Origin of the sequence: Pseudonocardia sp. DSM 110487 (assembly GCF_019468565.1) — a bacterium.
In the GTDB taxonomy this organism is placed as follows: domain Bacteria; phylum Actinomycetota; class Actinomycetes; order Mycobacteriales; family Pseudonocardiaceae; genus Pseudonocardia.
The window spans coordinates 4,814,915-4,832,052 of the sequence record NZ_CP080521.1 but is presented as its reverse complement, the minus strand read 5'-3'; the positions used below and the strand labels follow the sequence as shown (position 1 = coordinate 4,832,052).

At 72.2% G+C, this 17,138-nt stretch carries 15 protein-coding genes; 9 read left to right on the top strand and 6 right to left on the bottom strand.

Translation table 11 applies throughout. The annotated features are described in order from the left end of the window. Window positions 1-31: 31 nt before the first annotated feature. The 4 genes from K1T35_RS22505 to K1T35_RS22490 all read left to right on the top strand — a co-directional run bounded on the left by K1T35_RS22505 (window position 32) and on the right by K1T35_RS22490 (window position 4,733). Entirely contained in the window at window positions 32-1,249 is a 1,218-nt protein-coding gene (locus K1T35_RS22505) for an arginine deiminase (RefSeq protein WP_220262084.1), read from the top strand. An 82-nt stretch (window positions 1,250-1,331) separates the two neighbouring features. Continuing rightward, complete coding sequence (locus K1T35_RS22500; protein WP_220262083.1) at window positions 1,332-2,132, top strand: hypothetical protein; 801 nt, start codon at window positions 1,332-1,334, stop codon at window positions 2,130-2,132. A gap of 22 nt (window positions 2,133-2,154) precedes the next feature. Continuing rightward, the gene (locus tag K1T35_RS22495) at window positions 2,155-3,498 is read left to right on the top strand and encodes an FAD-binding protein (protein ID WP_220262082.1); all 1,344 of its coding nucleotides are present in this window, start codon (window positions 2,155-2,157) and stop codon (window positions 3,496-3,498) included. Between the two features lie 41 nt (window positions 3,499-3,539). Next, entirely contained in the window at window positions 3,540-4,733 is a 1,194-nt protein-coding gene (locus K1T35_RS22490; RefSeq protein ID WP_220262081.1) for an ROK family transcriptional regulator, read from the top strand. Here the strand turns inward: K1T35_RS22490 and K1T35_RS22485 are convergent. The 5 genes from K1T35_RS22485 to K1T35_RS22465 all read right to left on the bottom strand — a co-directional run bounded on the left by K1T35_RS22485 (window position 4,720) and on the right by K1T35_RS22465 (window position 10,626). Then, on the bottom strand, window positions 4,720-6,084 hold the full coding sequence (locus tag K1T35_RS22485) for an ABC transporter substrate-binding protein (RefSeq protein ID WP_220262080.1): 1,365 nt from the start codon (window positions 6,082-6,084) through the stop codon (window positions 4,720-4,722). The genes K1T35_RS22490 and K1T35_RS22485 overlap by 14 nt on opposite strands. Next, entirely contained in the window at window positions 6,081-7,013 is a 933-nt protein-coding gene (locus K1T35_RS22480) for a carbohydrate ABC transporter permease (protein ID WP_220262079.1), read from the bottom strand. Before K1T35_RS22480 ends, K1T35_RS22485 begins: the two co-directional genes overlap by 4 nt. 13 nt (window positions 7,014-7,026) lie before the next feature. Then, complete coding sequence (locus K1T35_RS22475; protein WP_220262078.1) at window positions 7,027-7,965, bottom strand: carbohydrate ABC transporter permease; 939 nt, start codon at window positions 7,963-7,965, stop codon at window positions 7,027-7,029. Beyond that, a complete protein-coding gene (locus tag K1T35_RS22470; RefSeq protein WP_220262077.1) occupies window positions 7,962-10,124 on the bottom strand; it encodes an alpha-galactosidase in 2,163 nt (720 codons plus the stop codon). The genes K1T35_RS22475 and K1T35_RS22470 overlap by 4 nt, the downstream gene beginning before the upstream one ends. A 73-nt stretch (window positions 10,125-10,197) precedes the next feature. Beyond that, on the bottom strand, window positions 10,198-10,626 hold the full coding sequence (locus K1T35_RS22465) for a MarR family winged helix-turn-helix transcriptional regulator (protein ID WP_255622410.1): 429 nt from the start codon (window positions 10,624-10,626) through the stop codon (window positions 10,198-10,200). Between the two features lie 51 nt (window positions 10,627-10,677). On the opposite strand from K1T35_RS22465, the gene K1T35_RS22460 reads away from it, so the two are divergent. Beyond that, window positions 10,678-11,286, top strand: coding sequence for a TIGR03086 family metal-binding protein (locus K1T35_RS22460; RefSeq protein ID WP_220262076.1), 609 nt, complete (start codon window positions 10,678-10,680; stop codon window positions 11,284-11,286). A gap of 298 nt (window positions 11,287-11,584) precedes the next feature. Here K1T35_RS22460 and K1T35_RS22455 read toward each other — a convergent pair whose 3' ends face one another. Then, on the bottom strand, window positions 11,585-12,946 hold the full coding sequence (locus K1T35_RS22455; protein ID WP_220262075.1) for a replication-associated recombination protein A: 1,362 nt from the start codon (window positions 12,944-12,946) through the stop codon (window positions 11,585-11,587). Window positions 12,947-13,002: 56 nt separating this feature from the next. Here K1T35_RS22455 and K1T35_RS22450 point away from each other — a divergent pair, with 56 nt between their 5' ends. The 4 genes from K1T35_RS22450 (at window position 13,003) to K1T35_RS22435 (ending at window position 17,086) form a co-directional block, all read left to right on the top strand. Further along, complete coding sequence (locus K1T35_RS22450) at window positions 13,003-13,776, top strand: IclR family transcriptional regulator (RefSeq protein WP_220262074.1); 774 nt, start codon at window positions 13,003-13,005, stop codon at window positions 13,774-13,776. Between the two features lie 94 nt (window positions 13,777-13,870). Then, entirely contained in the window at window positions 13,871-15,325 is a 1,455-nt protein-coding gene (locus K1T35_RS22445; RefSeq protein ID WP_220262073.1) for a carotenoid oxygenase family protein, read from the top strand. 31 nt (window positions 15,326-15,356) lie between these two features. Then, complete coding sequence (locus tag K1T35_RS22440) at window positions 15,357-16,061, top strand: nuclear transport factor 2 family protein (RefSeq protein ID WP_220262072.1); 705 nt, start codon at window positions 15,357-15,359, stop codon at window positions 16,059-16,061. Next, complete coding sequence (locus tag K1T35_RS22435) at window positions 16,052-17,086, top strand: amidohydrolase family protein (RefSeq protein WP_220262071.1); 1,035 nt, start codon at window positions 16,052-16,054, stop codon at window positions 17,084-17,086. The genes K1T35_RS22440 and K1T35_RS22435 overlap by 10 nt, the downstream gene beginning before the upstream one ends. The last annotated feature ends 52 nt before the right edge of the window (window positions 17,087-17,138 follow it).

Sequence of the window (17,138 nt, the reverse complement as noted above, 5' to 3'; positions counted from 1 at the left end):
CCCGCGGCGTCGACGCGGCAGGATGTGGCCCATGTACCGGGTGGATTCCGAGGTGGGCGTCCTGCGCGAGGTGATCCTGCACCGGCCTGGGCTGGAGCTGAAGCGGCTCACGCCGGGCAACAAGGACCGCCTGCTGTTCGACGACGTCCTGTGGGTCGCCCGTGCCCAGGAGGAACACGACCGGTTCGCCGCGTTGCTGCGCGAGCGCGGCATCACCGTGTACCTGTTCGGGGAGCTCCTGCGCACCACCCTGGACATCCCGGACGCGCGCAAGTACGTGCTGGACCGGATCTTCGACGACCGCGTGTACGGGCCGCTGGCCATCGACGCGCTGCGCAACTGCTTCGACGCGATGGATCCCGACACGCTCACCGACCACCTGATCGGGGGGATCACCAAGCGCGAGGTCCTCGACCGGATCCCGGAGCCGCGCTCGATCGCCTTCCACGTGCTCGAACCCGACGACTTCGTGCTCGAACCGCTCCCCAACCACCTCTACACCCGCGACACGTCGGCGTGGCTCTACGGCGGCGTCGCCATCAACAGCATGCGCAAGAAGGCCCGCATGCGGGAGACCGTGCACTACGAGGCCGTCTACCGCTGGCACCCGCTCTTCGCCGGCGGGGGCTACGCGGTCTGGTCCGCGGGCGCGGTGAACGGCCCTGCCACCACCGAGGGCGGCGACATGCTCGTGCTCGGCGACGGCGCGGTGCTGATCGGGCTGTCCGAGCGCACCACCCCGCAGGGCGTCGAGCGGCTGGCGCGGCAGCTCTTCGCCGGCGGCGAGGTCGACCGCATCGTCGCGCTGCGCATGCCGCAGGCCCGCGCGTTCATGCACCTGGACACGGTGCTCACGATGGTGGACCCGGAGACGTTCACCCAGTACGCGGGGCTCGGGATGCTGCCCGCCTACACGATCCGGCCCGGCGACACCGAGAAGGAGCTCGACCTCGTCGACCACCCGCCCGAGGACATGCACCGCGCGATCGCCGCGGCGCTCGGGCTCGCGGCGATCCGCGTGCTCACCCCGGTGCAGGACGTCCATTCGGCGGAACGCGAGCAGTGGGACGACGGGTGCAACACCCTCGCCGTCGCGCCCGGGGTGGTCGTGACCTACGAGCGCACCGTCACCACCAACCGCTTCCTGCGCGCGGCCGGCATCGAGGTGCTCGACATCCCCGGCGGCGAGCTCGGACGCGGCCGCGGCGGACCGCGGTGCATGAGCTGCCCGGTCCGGCGTGACCCCTAACGGGTGATCATCGGCCACCCGACCGCTCGACGGATCTGTCGGAACGCCACGAACCCGCGTCGCGTCGAGCAGGATCCGGGGCGTGATGTTCTGGGCCGCAGCCGCCACCGTCGCGATCCTCGTCGGCGCACCGGCTGCGCCGGCACCGGCCGCCCCAGACGGCGGGGTCGGGCGCATCGCCCTGTCCGCCGACGGGAACCAGCACGACGAGGACGACTGGGCGTCCTCGGCCATGACACTCGCGATCCTCGCCCGTGCCGGGCTGCAGCAGAACGTCGTGAACTACATCTACAACAATCACATCTGGGACTCCGACGCCGAGCACCGCCGGAACATGACCGAGAGCGTGCTGGGGGCCGGCAAGCGGTTCGGCTTCGACACGTCACGCTTCTACGACGGCGCCGACGCCAACGGGCTCGCCGCGGGCGTCGCGGCACTGACCGCCGCGATCAACGCGTCGAGGCCGGGCGACGAACTCACCATCGTCCTCGCGGGGCCGATGGAGACCACGTGGATGGCCCTCGACGCCGCTGATCCGGCGGCACGGAAACACGTCAAGTGCGTGTCACACGGTGACGGAAGCTTCAACCAGACCCACGGGAAGAAGGACCACGGCGGCCATTCCTACGACGACGTGATCGAGCTGGGCTGCCAGCGCGTCCAGATCCCCGACCAGAACGGCAACCTCGGGCCCACCAAGCTGTCCGACTGGAACTACCTGCGGGACCTCGGTCCCGAGATGGACTGGCTGCGCTCACGCCTCGAGGTGGCCGAGAAGGGCGACGTGTCCGACGCCGGGATGGTCTACTTCGTGATCACCGGGGAGAAGCGGGCCTCACGATCAGAGCTGCGGAAGTTCCTCACCACCGCGCGGCCCATCTGAGAGCATCGGCCAGTATGGACGGGTGACGGCCCTGCCCGGCGGCGTCCCGCCGCTCGACGGCTCGCTCCACACCGACCTCCCCACTCGCATGCGCTACGCGGGTGACGCCGGCCGGATCAGCACCGGGGTGCCGGCCGCCGTTCTTCGCCCCGGATCGGCGGCTGACGTGGCCCGCCTGGTCGGGTTCTGCCGGCGCCACCGCCTCCCGGTCGCGGCACGCGGCGTCGCCAACACCACCGGCGGGCAGTCGCTGGTGCCCGGCGGGGTCGTGGTCGACACCACGGCGTTGGCAGGCGTCCGCGCGATCGGCCCCGACGGTGACCCCGACCGGGCCACGGTCGGGGCCGGCACCACGTGGCTCGACCTGGCCCGTGCCGCCGGCGCCCACGGCCTCGCGATCCCGGCCGCCACCGGCTACCTCGCCCTCACGGTCGGCGGCACGCTCTCGGTGGGCGGCATCCCACCGGCCGTCGCGACCGGCGCCCAGGTCGACCACGTCCGCGAGCTCGAGGTCGTCACGGGCGACGGCGAGCTGCGCCGCTGCTCACCGACGGCGGATCCCGAGCTGTTCGAGGCGGTGCTCGCCGGGCTCGGCCAGTTCGGGATCATCACCGAGGCCACGGTCGGCCTCGTGCCCGCGCCGACGACCGTCCGTGGCTGGTCGGTCCCCTACAGCGACCCGGTCGCGCTCTTCGCCCACCTGCGCGCGCTGGCGCGCGGCGGCGAGGCCACCGAGGTCTTCGCCGATTGGTGGCGTCCTGGCGAGTCGGGCGATGTGCACCACCTGAACGCCTTCGCGTTCGACGGCGCCCTCGCGCCTCCGGCCGGCGCCGAGTTGCGGGAAGACGGCTACCTGGAGCACGTCACGCGCATCGACGAGGCCGTCGCCGACCTGCGGAGGGCGATCGGCTGGGACGCGCTGCCCAAGCCGTGGCTCACGGTGTGGCTGCCCGACTCGCGGGTCGAGGAGGTCGTCGGCGCGACGCTCGCCGAGCTGACGCCTGCCGACGTGGGTGCAGGCGGGTTCGTGCTGCTCTACACCCACCGGCGGGCGGCGCTCACCCGCCCGTCGCTGCGGTTGCCGGCACCGGACGGTAGCGACCTCGTCCACCTGTTCACCGTGATGACGGCCGGACCGCCCGGCGCGGACGCCGGGTTCGCCGCGGCGATGCTGGAGCGCAACAGACGGCTGCTCGACCGCGCACTCGCCGCGGGCGGCGCGCGCTACCCGATCGGCACCGTGGCGAGCGGTCCCGCCGATTGGCGCGCCCACTACGGCGACCGGTGGCCGCACCTCGTCGCGCTCAAACGCCGCTACGACCCGGCGGGCATCCTGACCCCTGGCCACGGAGTCTTCCGCGGGTGAAAATCGCGGCGATGTCGCGCGGTGCGAGCTATCGTTCACCGGTGACTTCCGTCGCGGAACAAACTCCGCCCTCCGACGACTGGAGCGCGCTCGACGGCAGCCACCAGCGCGTCGCCGTCGAGGTCCTGCGGTTCGGCCCGCTGCCCCGTGCGCAACTCGCCCGCAGGCTGGGCCTCTCCCCCGGCTCGCTCACGCGGCTCACCCGCCCGCTCGTCGACGCAGGACTCCTCGTGGAGGGCACCCCGGAGAACAACGCCGAACAGCCGGTGCGCACCGGAAGGCCGTCGCTACCCCTGGACGTCGGGCCGTCCGAGCACCGCTTCCTCGGCGTGAAGATCACCGGCGACGCACTCTTCGCCGTGGTCACCGACCTGCGGGCCACCGTGCTCGCCGAGCACACGCGCCCGTTGCCCGGCACGGAACCGGCAGCCGTGGTCGGCGCGGTGGCCGACGTCACCCGGCTGCTGAGGTCCGGCCACCCGGGCGTCGTGGGTCTCGGCGTGGGGATCGGCGGGTTGGTGGTCGACCGCCGCGACGTCGCCCGCGCCCACTTCCTCGGCTGGCACGAGCGCGTTCCGCTCGCCGACCTGTTGCAGGATGCCACCGGGCTGCCCGCCGTCGTCGACAACGACGTGCGCGCGCTCACCGCTGCCGAGCACTGGTTCGGGGCCGGCCGTGGGCTGCAGTCGCTGCTCGTGCTGACGATCGGCGCCGGTGTCGGGTGCGGGATCGTCGTGCACGACCTCGTGGTGGAGGGAGCGCACGGCGGTGGCGGGTCGATCGGGCACCGCCCGGTCGTGAGCTCGGTGGTGTGCGAGGACGGGCACCGCGGCTGCGCGCAGGGCCTCGTCTCGTCCCGCGCGGTCTCGGGGACCGTCGCGCAGGCGCTCGGCAGGCCGGTGACCTACGCCGAGGCACTGCGGCTCGCGGCCGACGGCCACGCGGCCGCCCGTCGGGTCGTCGACGAGGCGGCGGGGGCATTGGGCGTGCTCGTGGCCGACATCGCCAACCTGATCGACCCCGAGCTCGTCATCCTCACGGGCGACGGGATCGGTCTCGTCGACGTCGCCCGCCCCGCACTGGACGCCGCACTCTCGGAGAACCGGAAGGCCCCGCTCGCCCCGGTGCCACTCGACGTGCGGCCGTTCCCGTTCACCGAGTGGGCCCGCGGCGCTGCTGCGGTCGCGGTCCAGGAGCACGTCCTGGGCCGCGCCAGGGCCGTCAGCCCTGCGTGAACAGGGCGTTGACCTCCTCGTTGGCCGCGGTGAGCGACGACGCGTCGGCGCTGCCGCCCATCACCCGCTCCGTCGCGGACTCCATGATCGTTTCGACGTCGGCGGCGTGCTGCGCGGCCGGGTAGGGGAACGCCGTGCCCTCGCGCAGGTGGCGGGTGAACGGGGTGATGTCGAGGCCGTGCGCACCGATCGCGGCCTCGGCCGCGGGCACCACGGACGCGATGGCGGGCACGACCACCCCGCCCCGCGCCACCACCGACTGGCACTCGGGCGAGGCGAGGTAGCGCACCCACTTCCACGCGGCGCCCTTGTTCGGCGAGCCTGCCGCGATCGAGTCGGCGAGCGAGTTGGTCATCGCGGCCCGGGATCCCCGTGGTCCGATCGGCGTGGGTGCCGTGGCCAACTCGATGCCGCCGAGCTTCGCGAACGTGCTGATGTTCCACGACCCCTCGGTGACGACCGCGACGCGGCCGGCCTGCATGAGCTGCGAGGGCTCGTTGCCGACCGCCTGCTCGACCGGTGGCATGTAGCCCTTGTCGACGAGGCTGCGCCACCAGGCGATCGTGTCCTGGAAGCGGGGGTCGTCGTAGTTGTAGCGGGTGCCCCACAACGGCTTGTCGGTGTGGCTCCAGCCGAGCGTCGCCGTGAGGAACGACCACTGCGTCTGCCCCGACGCACCGCCGGGCGGGTAGGAGATCCCCAGCCCGTAGGTGGCGACGTTGCGCGGGTCGAAGCCGGGCTCGTCGCCACGCACCCCGTTGACGTCGACGGACAGCCGCGCGAGCACGTCCTCGTAGGTGCCGCCGTCCTGGGGGTTCCAGGTCAGGTTCTGCATCTGCTCCGGCGTGATGCCGGCGTCCTGGATCATCGTCGCGTTGTAGAAGATGCCCACCGCATCGAAGTCCTTCGGCAGGCCGTAGCGCTTGCCGTCGTCGCCGACCCACAGGTCGCCGGTGCCCTCGACGAACTGCGACAGGTCGGGCCCGTCGCGCGCGATCAGCTCGTCGAGCGGCTCGATCAGCCCGCGGGAGGTGTAGTCGCCGTACTTCGAGGTGTGGTTGACGAACACGTCAGGTGCGGAGTTCGCGACGAACGAGCTGAGCATCCGCCCCCAGTAGTAGTCCCAGCCGACCTGCTCGATCGCGATGTCGATGTCCGGGTTGCTGGCCTCGAAGTCGGTGGCGCACTGCTGGTAGGCGGGCAGCTGGTTGGCGTCCCACATCCAGTAGGTCACCTCGCCGGTGTCGTCCCACCCGCCGGACTCGGCGGGCGGGCGCTCCACGGCGCAGGCCGGCACGAGCGCGAGGAGGACGGCGGTCGCGATGACGGTGAGCCTGCGGGTGCGCTTCATTTGATCCCCGAGAAGCCGATGGAGTCGACGATCTTGCGCCCGAAGGCGATGAACAGCAGGAGCACCGGGAGCGCGGCGATCAGCGTCGCCGCCATCAGGCCGGGCCAGTCGAGGCTGCCCTGCGGGGTCTGGGAGCGGAACACGCCGAGCGCCACCGTCAGGGTGCGGACGCTGCGCTCGCTGCCGACCAGCAGCGGCCAGAAGTACTCGTTCCACGCCTGCACGTACTGCAGCAGCGCGAGCGTGGTGATCGGCCCCCAGCTCATCGGGATGATGAGCTGGAAGAACGTGCGAACGTGGCCCGCGCCGTCCAGCCGGGCCGCCTCCTCGATCTCGCGGGAGATACCGAGGAAGAACTGCCGGAGGAAGAACACGGCGAACGGGGTCATGAAGAAGAACGGCAGCACGAGCGCGGCGTAGGTGTTGACCAGGCCCAGGTCGCGCATCAGCAGGAAGTTCGGCAGCTGCGTGAAGATCGGCGGCACCATCAGCGCCGTCAGCAGCACGAAGAACACCGCGTCGCGCCCGGGCCACTTCATCCGTGCGAACGCGTAGGCCGCGAGCGCGCCGAAGAACACCTGCCCGGCCGTGATCAGCGCCGCCACCAGCACCGAGTTGCGCAGGTAGACCCAGAAGTCGACCGCCGAGCCGGTGCCGCCCTCTGCCTGCGCCTCCTCCAAGGTGGCCAGGCCGAGCACTCGCCGGAATGCGCCCCACGTGAAGTCCACCGGCAGCCACGAGGTGCCCGCGGTGGCGAGCGTCGTGCCGTTGGAGAGCGCGGTGCGCAGCATCCAGTAGAACGGGAACAGCGTGATCGCGATGATCGCGATCAGGCACGCCCACGCCAGCACGCGGCCGGGTGTCAGGCCGCCCGCCTCCTGGCCGGGTGTGCGGCTGGTCGGAGCGACAGCGGTGTCGACGGTGACCATGGTGGCGCGCTCCTCAGGCGAGGTCCGACTCGTTCGCCCGCATCAGCCGCAGCTGCACGAAGGCGATGACGGACAGGATCACGAGCAGGACCACGGACACCGCGGAGGCGTAGCCGTAGTCCAGGCGCTCGAAGGCGAGGTCGTAGATGTAGTACTGGATCACCCGCGAGGCGTCGGAAGGCCCGCCCATCGTGGTGACCGCGACCGTGTCGAACACCTGGAACGAGCCGACGACGGTGATCACCAGCACCAGTGCGAGGACCGGACGCAGCAGCGGCATGGTGATCCGCCAGAACATCTGCCACTCGCTGGCGCCATCCACGCGGCCGGCCTCGTAGAGCGTGCGCGGGATCATCACCAGCCCCGCGAAGATCAGCAGCGCGGTGTAGCCGAGGTGGCGCCACGTGTTGACGAACGCGATCGTGGGTATCGCCCACGACTCGCTGCCGAAGAAGGAGATCGAGCCGATCCCGAACCAGGACAGGACCTGGTTCACGATCCCGATCTGGGCGTCGAGCATCCAGAACCACAGCAGCGCGACCACGACGTTGGCGACCAGGTAGGGCATCAGCACGAGCCCGCGGATCACGACCGAGCGGGTGAGCCGGTGCAGCAGGACCGCGAGCAGCACCGCCAGCACGGTCTGGAAGCCGATGTTGAGCACGACGTACCAGACCGTCACGAGCATGGCGTTCCAGAACGTCTCGTCGGTGAGCAGCCGCTGGTAGTTGGCGAGTCCGACGAACGAGGTGTCGGTGAAGAACTGGTAGTCGGTGAGGCTCAGGCCGAACCCGCGCACCGACGGCCACAGGTAGAACACGACGAAGCCGAAGACCGACGGGAGGATGAAGCCGAGCGCCACCCAGGTGTCCCGGCTCACCCCTGCGCGCCGGGCGACGGCGGGGGCACCGGAGGCGGGGGCGCCTGCGGCGGGCACGGCTGTCACGGTCATCGGGCCACCTCCGTCACGCGTAGGAGCAGCAGTTGCTCGGGGTTGAGCGCGGGCGCCCGCAGGCCGGCCTCGGCGAGCACGCGGCCGGGCAGCTCGACCCCGCGGCCGAGCCAGGCCGGCGCCTGTCGCTGGCGCAAGGACGGCCGGTCACCCGGCGGTTGGACCGTGACGCGGTAGCGCCGGTCCGGGTCGAGGCCGGGTAGCCGCAGCTGACCCGGCACGGACGTGAGCGGCGTGGCCAGCTGCACCAGGGCGTACAGCGCGTCGGAGCGGTCCGGGGCGACGGCGCCGTGCAGCGCGAACGACTGGTCGTGCTGGTCGCCGCGGACCACGCTGCCGGTGTGGATCAGGCCGCGGACGTCCTTGTAGAGCTGCACCCACGCGGCGAGCTCCTTGCGCTCCTCCGGGCCGGTTGCTGTGACGTCCCACTCGATGCCGAACGATCCGAAGAGCGCGGTGCCCGCGCGGAAGGACAGGTCGTGGGTGCGCGCGGTCGAGTGGGAGCGCGGGGCGGCGACGTGCGAGCCGACCAGCTCCGGCGGGATCAGCTGCGCGGTCCAGCGCTGGATCTGCTGGCGCTCGAGGGGGTCGGTCATGTCGCTGCCCCAGATCCGGTCCGTGCGCTCCAGGATCTCCAGGTCCACGCGCAGCCCGCCCGACGAGCAGGACTCGATCTCGACGCCGGGGTGGCGGGCCCGCACCTCGTCGATCAGCCGGTAGACGGCGCGGGTCTGCGCGTGCACGCCGGGCACACCGTCCGGGCCGTGGCCGGCGTCGACCAGGTCGCGGTTGTGGTCCCACTTGAGGTAGCTGATCGGGTACTCGGTGAGCAGCGCGTCGAGCCGCTCGAGGATGTACGCGTAGGCGTCCGGGTGCGCGAGGTCGAGCACCTGCTGCTGCCGGGACGGGATCGGCATGCGGCCGCCGGTCTGCAGGATCCAGTCGGGGTGGGCGCGGGCGAGGTCGGAGTCGGGGTTCACCATCTCCGGCTCCACCCACAGCCCGAACTCCATGCCGCGCTGCCGCACCTCGCGGACCAGCGGGTGCAGGCCCTCCGGCCATACGCCCTCGTCGACGTACCAGTCGCCAAGGCCTGCGTGGTCGGAGCGGCGGTGGCGGAACCAGCCGTCGTCGAGCACGTAGCGCTCGACCCCGACGTCGGCGCCGACGCGGGCGAGCTCGACGAGCCGGTCGAGGTCGTGGTCGAAGTAGACGGCCTCCCATGTGTTCATCACGACCGGCCGCGGGTTGCCCGGGTGGTGGGGCCGCGCGCGCAGCATCGTGTGGAACCGGGACGCGATTCCGTCCAGACCGGTGGCGTGGGCCGCGTACACCCAGGGGCCGGTGTAGGACTCCCCCGGCCCGATCCGCACCTCGCCGGGGAGCAGCAGCTCACCGCCGCCCAGCACCGATGCGCCGGTCGAGAGACGCTCGGCGTAGGTCACGTGGTTGCCGCTCCAGGCCACGTGGACCGCCCAGACCTCGCCGTCGGAGAAGCCGAAACCGGCCGTGCCCGCGGCGAGGATCAGCGGGGCGTCCGGGCCGGTGCGGCCGCGGCGGTTCTCCCGCGAGTGGATGCCGACGACGAACGGCGCCCGCTGCGGAGCGCGCTCCCGTCCCCAGCGCCCTGCCAGGTCGAACAGCTCGGTGGCGACCGGGGGCACCGGCAGCGTCAGTGCGAGCCCGTCGACCACGAACGGCTCCGCGTCCGCATCGGCCGGGATCGCCACGGTGGCACGCTGGCGCAGCAAGCCGGAAGGCAGCAGCTCCAGCTCGAGGTGAACGTCCAGACCGGCCTGGGGATCACGGCCGGTCGCGAGCACCCGGCCGCCACCGTCCGGCGCATGCTCGGCGTCGAGGTCGATGAGCGTGAAGAGCGGCGACCAGGCCCGGCCGGCGCGCTGCCCGGCGAGCCCGGGCCTGCCGTTCCAGCCCGCGGCGTGCTCGGCGATGATCCCGGCCCGGGTGACCTGGTCGAGGTCGTTGGGGACGGTGGCGGGCACGCCCGCGTCCGCGAGCTCGGTGAGGTCGGCGGCGGTCAGCTCGCCGAGGTCGGCGCCCCAGTGCAGCACCGCGGGTAGCCGCCCGCCGATCGCTGCCAGCACGACGCTCACCCCTGCCGCACGCAAGTGGACCGGTTCGGCGGCGGGCTGGGTCATCGGCGCGCTCCGTTCACGTCGTCGTGGCGGGCTAAGTTCTACGGCAGAACTTATCCCGCGTCAACGGGGAACGTCAGCGCTCGCGCACCGCGTCGGCGAGCCGGTCGAGCACGGCGACGAAAGTGGCGTGCTCGTCCGGTTCGAGGTCGGCGAGGAACTCGGTCTCCATCTCCCGGATGGCCGTCCGGCACGACGCGACGAGCTCCCGGCCGGCGGCCGTGAGCGCGACGACCCGGTTGCGCCGGTCGGCGGGGTCGGGCGTGCGCCGCAGCAGGCCGCGGGCTTCGAGGCGGTCGAGGATCGGGATGAGCCGCGTCTTGTCCCGGCCCGATGCGGCGGCCAGCTCCGACTGCGTGGACGTAGGCCCGCGGTCGAGCGTCGCGAGCACGACGTAGTCCCACATCTCGACGTCGTGCGCCCGCAGGATCGGCTCCTCCCCCTTGATCATCGCGCGGGCGAGCCATGCGAAGGCCGCGCCGAGGTCGTGCCGCTGCTCGCTCACGGCCCGACGGTAGCCCTTGACCAATCATCTACCAAGGTAGACGATCTACTCATGGAGAACATCGTCGAACTGCACCGGCGGGCCGTCACCGGCATCCGCCCCGTCCTCGCCCACATCGACCAGGCCGACCTCGGCCGGCCCACCCCGTGCGCAGGCTGGGACCTGCGAGCGCTGCTTGAGCACATGACCGGCCAGGACCACGGGTTCGCCGCGGCCGTACGAGCCGCGCACACCGGCGACGAGGTGGATGTGTCGGAGTTCGCCCCCCGCGCACTCGGCCCCTCCCTCACCGCAGGCCTGGACGAGGTGGTGGCCGCGTTCGCCGCCGGCGCCGACGGCCCCGTCCTGCTGCCCGAGTTCGGCGTCCGGCTGCCGCTGCCGATCGTCGTCCAGATGCACCTGATCGACACGCTGGTGCACGGCTGGGACGTCGCCGCGACGCTCGGTGTGCAGGGCGACTACGTGGCGCGGCTCGATCCAGAGACCGTCGCTTCGGCCCTCGCCATGTCCGAGCGGATCCCCGACGACGAGTCCCGCGAGACCCCCGGTGCGGCCTTCGGCCACGCCCTCCCCGCACCGGACGGCGCGGACCCCTGGACGCGCATCCTCACACTCCTGGGCCGCGACCCGGCCTGGTCCGCGGACGCCCTCGCCCGGTAGGTCGCGACGCACCCGCCGGGCTCGCCCCCGTACATGATCACCGGACTGGCGCAGGCGCGGCCGCATCCGGCCGGGAACGCACCCAATGGGCGATCACGGGCCAGTGCCACACCGGACATCAGCCATGATCACCAGGCCGGTGCACGGACGGCCACATCCGGCCGGCTACGCACCCGGCTGACGATCACGTCAGCCGGCACAGGCCGCCGGAGCATGATCGTCGGGCTGATGCAGGGGTGGCCACATGCGGCCGCGGATGCACCCACGCGTCGATCTTGACGGGCGGCGGCCGGGTGAGTCAGGGCTCGCCGCGGACGGCGCGGCGCAGCTTCAGCACGCGGTCGGCCAGCACGCGCTCGGCGCCGCGGGTGGTGGGGCGGTAGTAGTCGTGGCCGACCAGGCCGTCGGGCGGGTACTGCTGGGCCAGGACGCCGTCGGGGGCGTTGTGCGGGTAGCGGTAGCCGACCGCGTTGCCCAGCTTCTGGGCGCCCGCGTAGTGGCCGTCGCGCAGGTGCGGGGGCACGGCGCCCGCGGCGCCCGCGCGCACGTCGGCCATCGCCTCGTCGATGCCGGTGATTACCGCGTTGGACTTGGGCGCCGTGGCCAGGTGGACCGTGGCCTGGGCGAGCGCGAGCCGGCACTCCGGCAGCCCCACCAGCTGCACGACCTGCGCCGCGGCCACCGCGGCCTGCAGCGCGGTGGGGTCGGCAAGACCGATGTCCTCGCTGGCGTGCACCATCAGGCGCCGGGCGATGAACCGCGGGTCCTCCCCCGCCACCAGCATCCGGGCGAGGTAGTGCAGCGCCGCGTCCGGGTCGGAGCCGCGGATCGACTTGATGAACGCGCTGATCACGTCGTAGTGCTGGTCGCCCTGCCGGTCGTAGCGCACGGTGGCCTCGGTGACCGCGCGCTCGACCGCGGGGACGTCGATCTCGGTTGCCCCGGTGCCCGTGACGCCGTCGGCGGCCGCCTCCAGGGCGGTGAGCGCACGGCGGGCGTCCCCGGAGGCCAGCCGGACGAGCGCGTCCTCGGCCTCCGGGGCGAGCGTGACGGCGCCGTCGAGCCCGCGCTGGTCGGCGACCGCGCGGCGGAGCAACGAGCGCACGTCGTCGTCGGTGAGCGACTGCAGCTGCAGCACGAGCGACCGCGACAGCAGCGGCGACACCACCGAGAACGACGGGTTCTCCGTGGTGGCCGCGACGAGCAGCACGAGGCGGTCCTCCACCGCGCCCAGCAGCGCGTCCTGCTGGGTCTTGGAGAAGCGGTGCACCTCGTCGATGAACAGCACGGTCTGCTGGTCGAGGCGGTCGCGGCGGCGCCGGGCGTCGTCGATGACGGCGCGCAGCTCCTTCACGCCCGACGACAGCGCCGACAGCGCGACGAAGTGGCGGCTCCCCACGCCCGCGAGCAACCGGGCGATCGTGGTCTTGCCGGTGCCGGGCGGGCCGTAGAGCAGCACCGACGCGGCCGCGCCTCCCTCCACCAGGCGGCGCAGCGGGGCGCCGGGGCGCAGCAGGTGGGCCTGCCCGACCACCTCGTCGAGCGTGCGCGGGCGCATCCGGACGGCCAGCGGCGCCGTGGCCCGCGCCCCGGCCTGGTCGACCGGCGGCATCGAGTCCGGCTCGTCCAGCTCGAACAGCCCGTCCGCCTCGGTAGTCATCCCCTCCAGCCTGCCACTCGGGTCAGACAACGTCCGCGTGCGCCTATCGTTCCGGCGTGCGGAAACCGGGGCGGGCGGCGATCAGCTCGGCGTCGGCTGTCCTCGCGCTGGTCCGGCTGATCGCGCGACGCGGCTCCGTGACCGTCACCGAGGTGTCGCGGGAGCTGGACGTGGCGGTGTCCACCGCGCACCGGCTGCTCGCCACCTGCGTGCGCGAGGGTTTCGCGCGGCAGGACCACGTGGGCGGGCCCTACACCGTGGGACCGGCACTGCACGAGCTCACGCTCGTGACCGGGTCCAACGCCGTCACCCTGCGCGACGCGGGCGCCGAGGTGCTCGCCGACCTGCGCGACGACCTCGGCGAGACGGTCAGCCTGGCGATCCTGGAGGGCCGCAACACGCGCTTCGTGCAATCCCTCGAAGGGCGGCAGTCGGTCCGCGTGAGCTCCCGGCTGGGGCTGCTGCTGCCGGCGCACAGCACGTCCGGCGGCAAGGCGATGCTCGCCGCCCTGACCCCGGCCGCGCTGCGGGACCGCTACCCGAGCCACCACCTCGAGGCCACGACCCCGCGCTCGGTCGCCGAATGGGAGGGCCTGGAACGCGAGCTCGCGCGGGTCCGCGGCCGCGGCTGGGCGACCAACCTCGGCGAGACCGACCCGTCCATCGCCGCGCTCGGGGCCGCCGTGCTCCTCGGGACCGGGGAACCGGTCGCGGCGGTGTGCGTGGCCGCGCCGATGTCGCGGCTGGGCACCGCCACCCGCCTGCGGGCGCTGGCACCCGCCGTGATCGCGGCTGCGTCACTCATCCAGCAGCGGATGCGCGGGAGTTGATCTTTCCGCATCGAGGAAAGGTCGTCGCGCGCGCTTGTCGCCGTCCCGTAGACCCAGCTGTGGTGGGGGTCACCACACGAGGGGGTGTCCGCGGATGACCAGGTTCCCGCAGCGCGAAGGCGCGATCGCGTTCGAGGCGCCGATGCGCGTCGAGGCCGACATCGCCGGCCTCGAGGTCGTGCAGGGCGAGGTACCCGAGCACCTGTCCGGCACCTACTACCGCGTGGTCACCGACCGGCAGTGGCCACCCGCCGTGCTCCCCGACGTGCCGACGTTCAACGACGACGGCATGGCCATGTACTTCCGCTTCCACGGCGGCCGGGTCGACTTCCGCAGCCGCTACGTCCGCACGCCCCGCTACGAGGCCGAGGCGAAGGCCGGGCGGGCGCTCTTCGGCGCCTACCGCAACCCGCTGACCGACGACCCGTCCGTCGCCGGTATCTCCCGCGGGCTGGGCAACACGAACGTCTTCTACCACGGCGGGAAGCTGTACGCGTCCAAGGAGGACAGCGCACCGGTCCTGCTCGACCCGATGACCCTGGAGACGATCGGCGAGTACACCTTCGAGGGCACGCTCACGTCCCAGACGTGCACCGCGCACCCGAAGCTGGACCCGCGCACCGGCGAGATGGTGTTCTTCGGCTACGCCGCCAAGGGCGAGACCACCCCTGACATCGCCTACTACGAGGCCGACCCCGAGGGCCGGATCATCCACGAGACCTGGATCCGCGCGCCGTACTCGAGCATGGTGCACGACTGGGCCGTGACCCAGAACTTCATCGTCTTCCCGATCATCCCGATGCGCAGCGAGTACGCGTGGCTCGAAGCGCGGCAACCGCACTTCCAGTGGGACCCGGACCGCGAGGTCTACCTGGGGGTCCTGCCTCGGAAGGGCACAGCCGAGCAGGTGCGCTGGCTGCGCGGGTCGAACCGGTTCGCGAGCCACATCCTCGGCGCGTGGGACGACGGGCGGCGCATCCACATCGAGACGCCGGTCGGCCAGAGCAACTTCTTCCCGTTCTTCCCCGACGTCACCGGAGCGCCGTACGACCCGGTGCGCGCCCGCGGCTACCTGTCGCGCTGGACGATCGACATGGGCTCGGAGAGCGGAACGTTCACCGAGCAGCGACTGACCGACGCCGCAGGCGAGTTCCCGCGGATGGACGACCGGTTCGAGACGCTGCCCTACCGGCGCGGGTTCCTCGCGCTCAACGACGTCCCCGGCGATCCGCGGCCGGGCGCAGGCTTCCGGTGGATCGGCGCGTTCGACACCACCGGCGCCAACCCACCGCAGGTCTACTACCCCGGCGACGACTGCTCCGTGGCCGAGCCACTCTTCGTCCCCGGCAACGCCGACGCGCCCGAGGGCCACGGCTACGTGTTCGTGGTGGTCGGGCGGCACCATGAGATGCGCAGCGACCTGGTGATCCTCGACGCCCAGCGGCTCGACGCCCCGCCCGTCGCCACGGTGGCGCTGCCCATCCGCATCCGCCGCGGCCTGCACGGCAACTGGGTGAGCAGCGCCGAGCTCGCCGACCGTACCGCCTGAAAGCAGACCGCTCTGCGAACGAGGGAGTTCCATGTCCACGACCGAGGCACCGACCGAGATCGACGAGCTTCGACGCACCGTCGAGGACCTGGCGCGCCGTCTCGCCGTCACCGAGGCCCGCCACGAGGTGCGCACGCTGCACCACAAGTACGGCTACTACCTCGACAAGTGCCTCTACCAGGAGGTCGTCGACCTGTTCACCCGCGACGGCGAGGTCGCGTTCATCGGTGGCCTCTACCGCGGGCGCGCGGGGGTGGAGCGGCTGTACCTGCAGCGGTTCCGGGAGCGCTTCACCCGCGGGCACAACGGCCCGCTCCCCGGCTTCCTGCTCGACCACCCGATGCTGCAGGACGTCGTGACGGTCGCGCCGGACGCGCGCTCGGCCAAGGCGCGGATCCGCGCGCTCATGCAGGCGGGGGTGCACCACTCGGCTCCCGAACTGGCCGGGCGCACCTCGTTCGAGCAGTGGTGGGAGGGCGGGGTCTACGAGAACACCTACGTCGTGGAGGACGGCGTCTGGAAGATCCAGAAGCTGCACTACCACCCGTTCTGGCACGCCGACTACGACAAGGGGTGGGCGCGCACGGAGCCGATGAACCACCTCATCCCGACGACCACCTTCCCCGACGACCCGCTCGGACCCGACGAGCTGTTGCCCGACTTCGCGTTCTTCCCGGCCACCGATGTGGTGCCGTTCCACTACCCGCACCCGGTGACGGGTCAGGCATGGGCATGACCTACCGGCGGATCGCCACCGAGGAGGCGTTCGCCCCTCCCGAGTTGCTGGAGCTCTACCGCCGGACGCTGCGGGACGGCCATGGCGACAAGGGTTTCGAGAGCCTCTGGGGCTTCTACCTCGCCAGTACGGCCGAGCGGCCGCGCGCCGTCGTCCGCAGGCTGGCCGACCTCGGCGCCGAGCGCATCGCCGACATGGATGCGGCCGGCATCGACCACCAGGTCCTCGCGCTCACAGCACCGGGCACCAACGTCCTCGACGTCGCCACCGCCCGTTCGATGGCGGCGCTCGCCAACGACGTGGCCGCTCAGGCCGTGCGCGACCACCCGGACCGGTTCACCGCCCTCGCCGCGGTGGCATGGCAGGACCCGGATCCGGCCGTCGCCGAGCTGGAGCGCGCCGTCACCCGGCTCGGGATGTGCGGGGTGATCGCCAACTCCCACGTGCAGGGCACCTACCTCGACGACCAGCGGTTCTGGCCGGTGCTGGAGGCGGCCGAACGCCTCGACGTACCCGTCTACCTGCACCCGAACACCCCGAACGACCGCATGGTCGAGCCGCTGTACGAGGCTGGGCTCGACGGCGCCATCTACGGGTTCGCCGTCGAGACCGGGATGCACCTGCTGCGCATCATCACCTCGGGGGTGTTCGACCGCTTCCCGCGGCTGCGGCTCGTGGTGGGGCACCTCGGAGAGGCGCTGCCGTTCTGGCTGCCGCGGATCGACCACTTCCACGCCGCGCAGGTGGCGTCCGGCCGCTACCCCGCGATGAAGGCGCTGCAGCTGCGCCCGAGCGACTACCTGCGCCGCAACGTCTGGTACACGACCAGCGGCATGGCCTGGCAGCCGGGGATCATGTTCGTCCGCGACGTCGTGGGCGCCGACCGCGTGCTCTACGCGATGGACTACCCGTACCAGTACGTCGCGGACGAGGTCCGGCACCAGGACGAGCTCCCGCTCGATCCCGCCGAGAAGCGGGAGTTCTTCGAGGGCATCGCCACCCGCCTCTTCCACCTGACCGTCTGAGCCGCACCCCACCAGCGGACCGGCGCGCGCCGGCCCGCCGTCCCGTCATGGA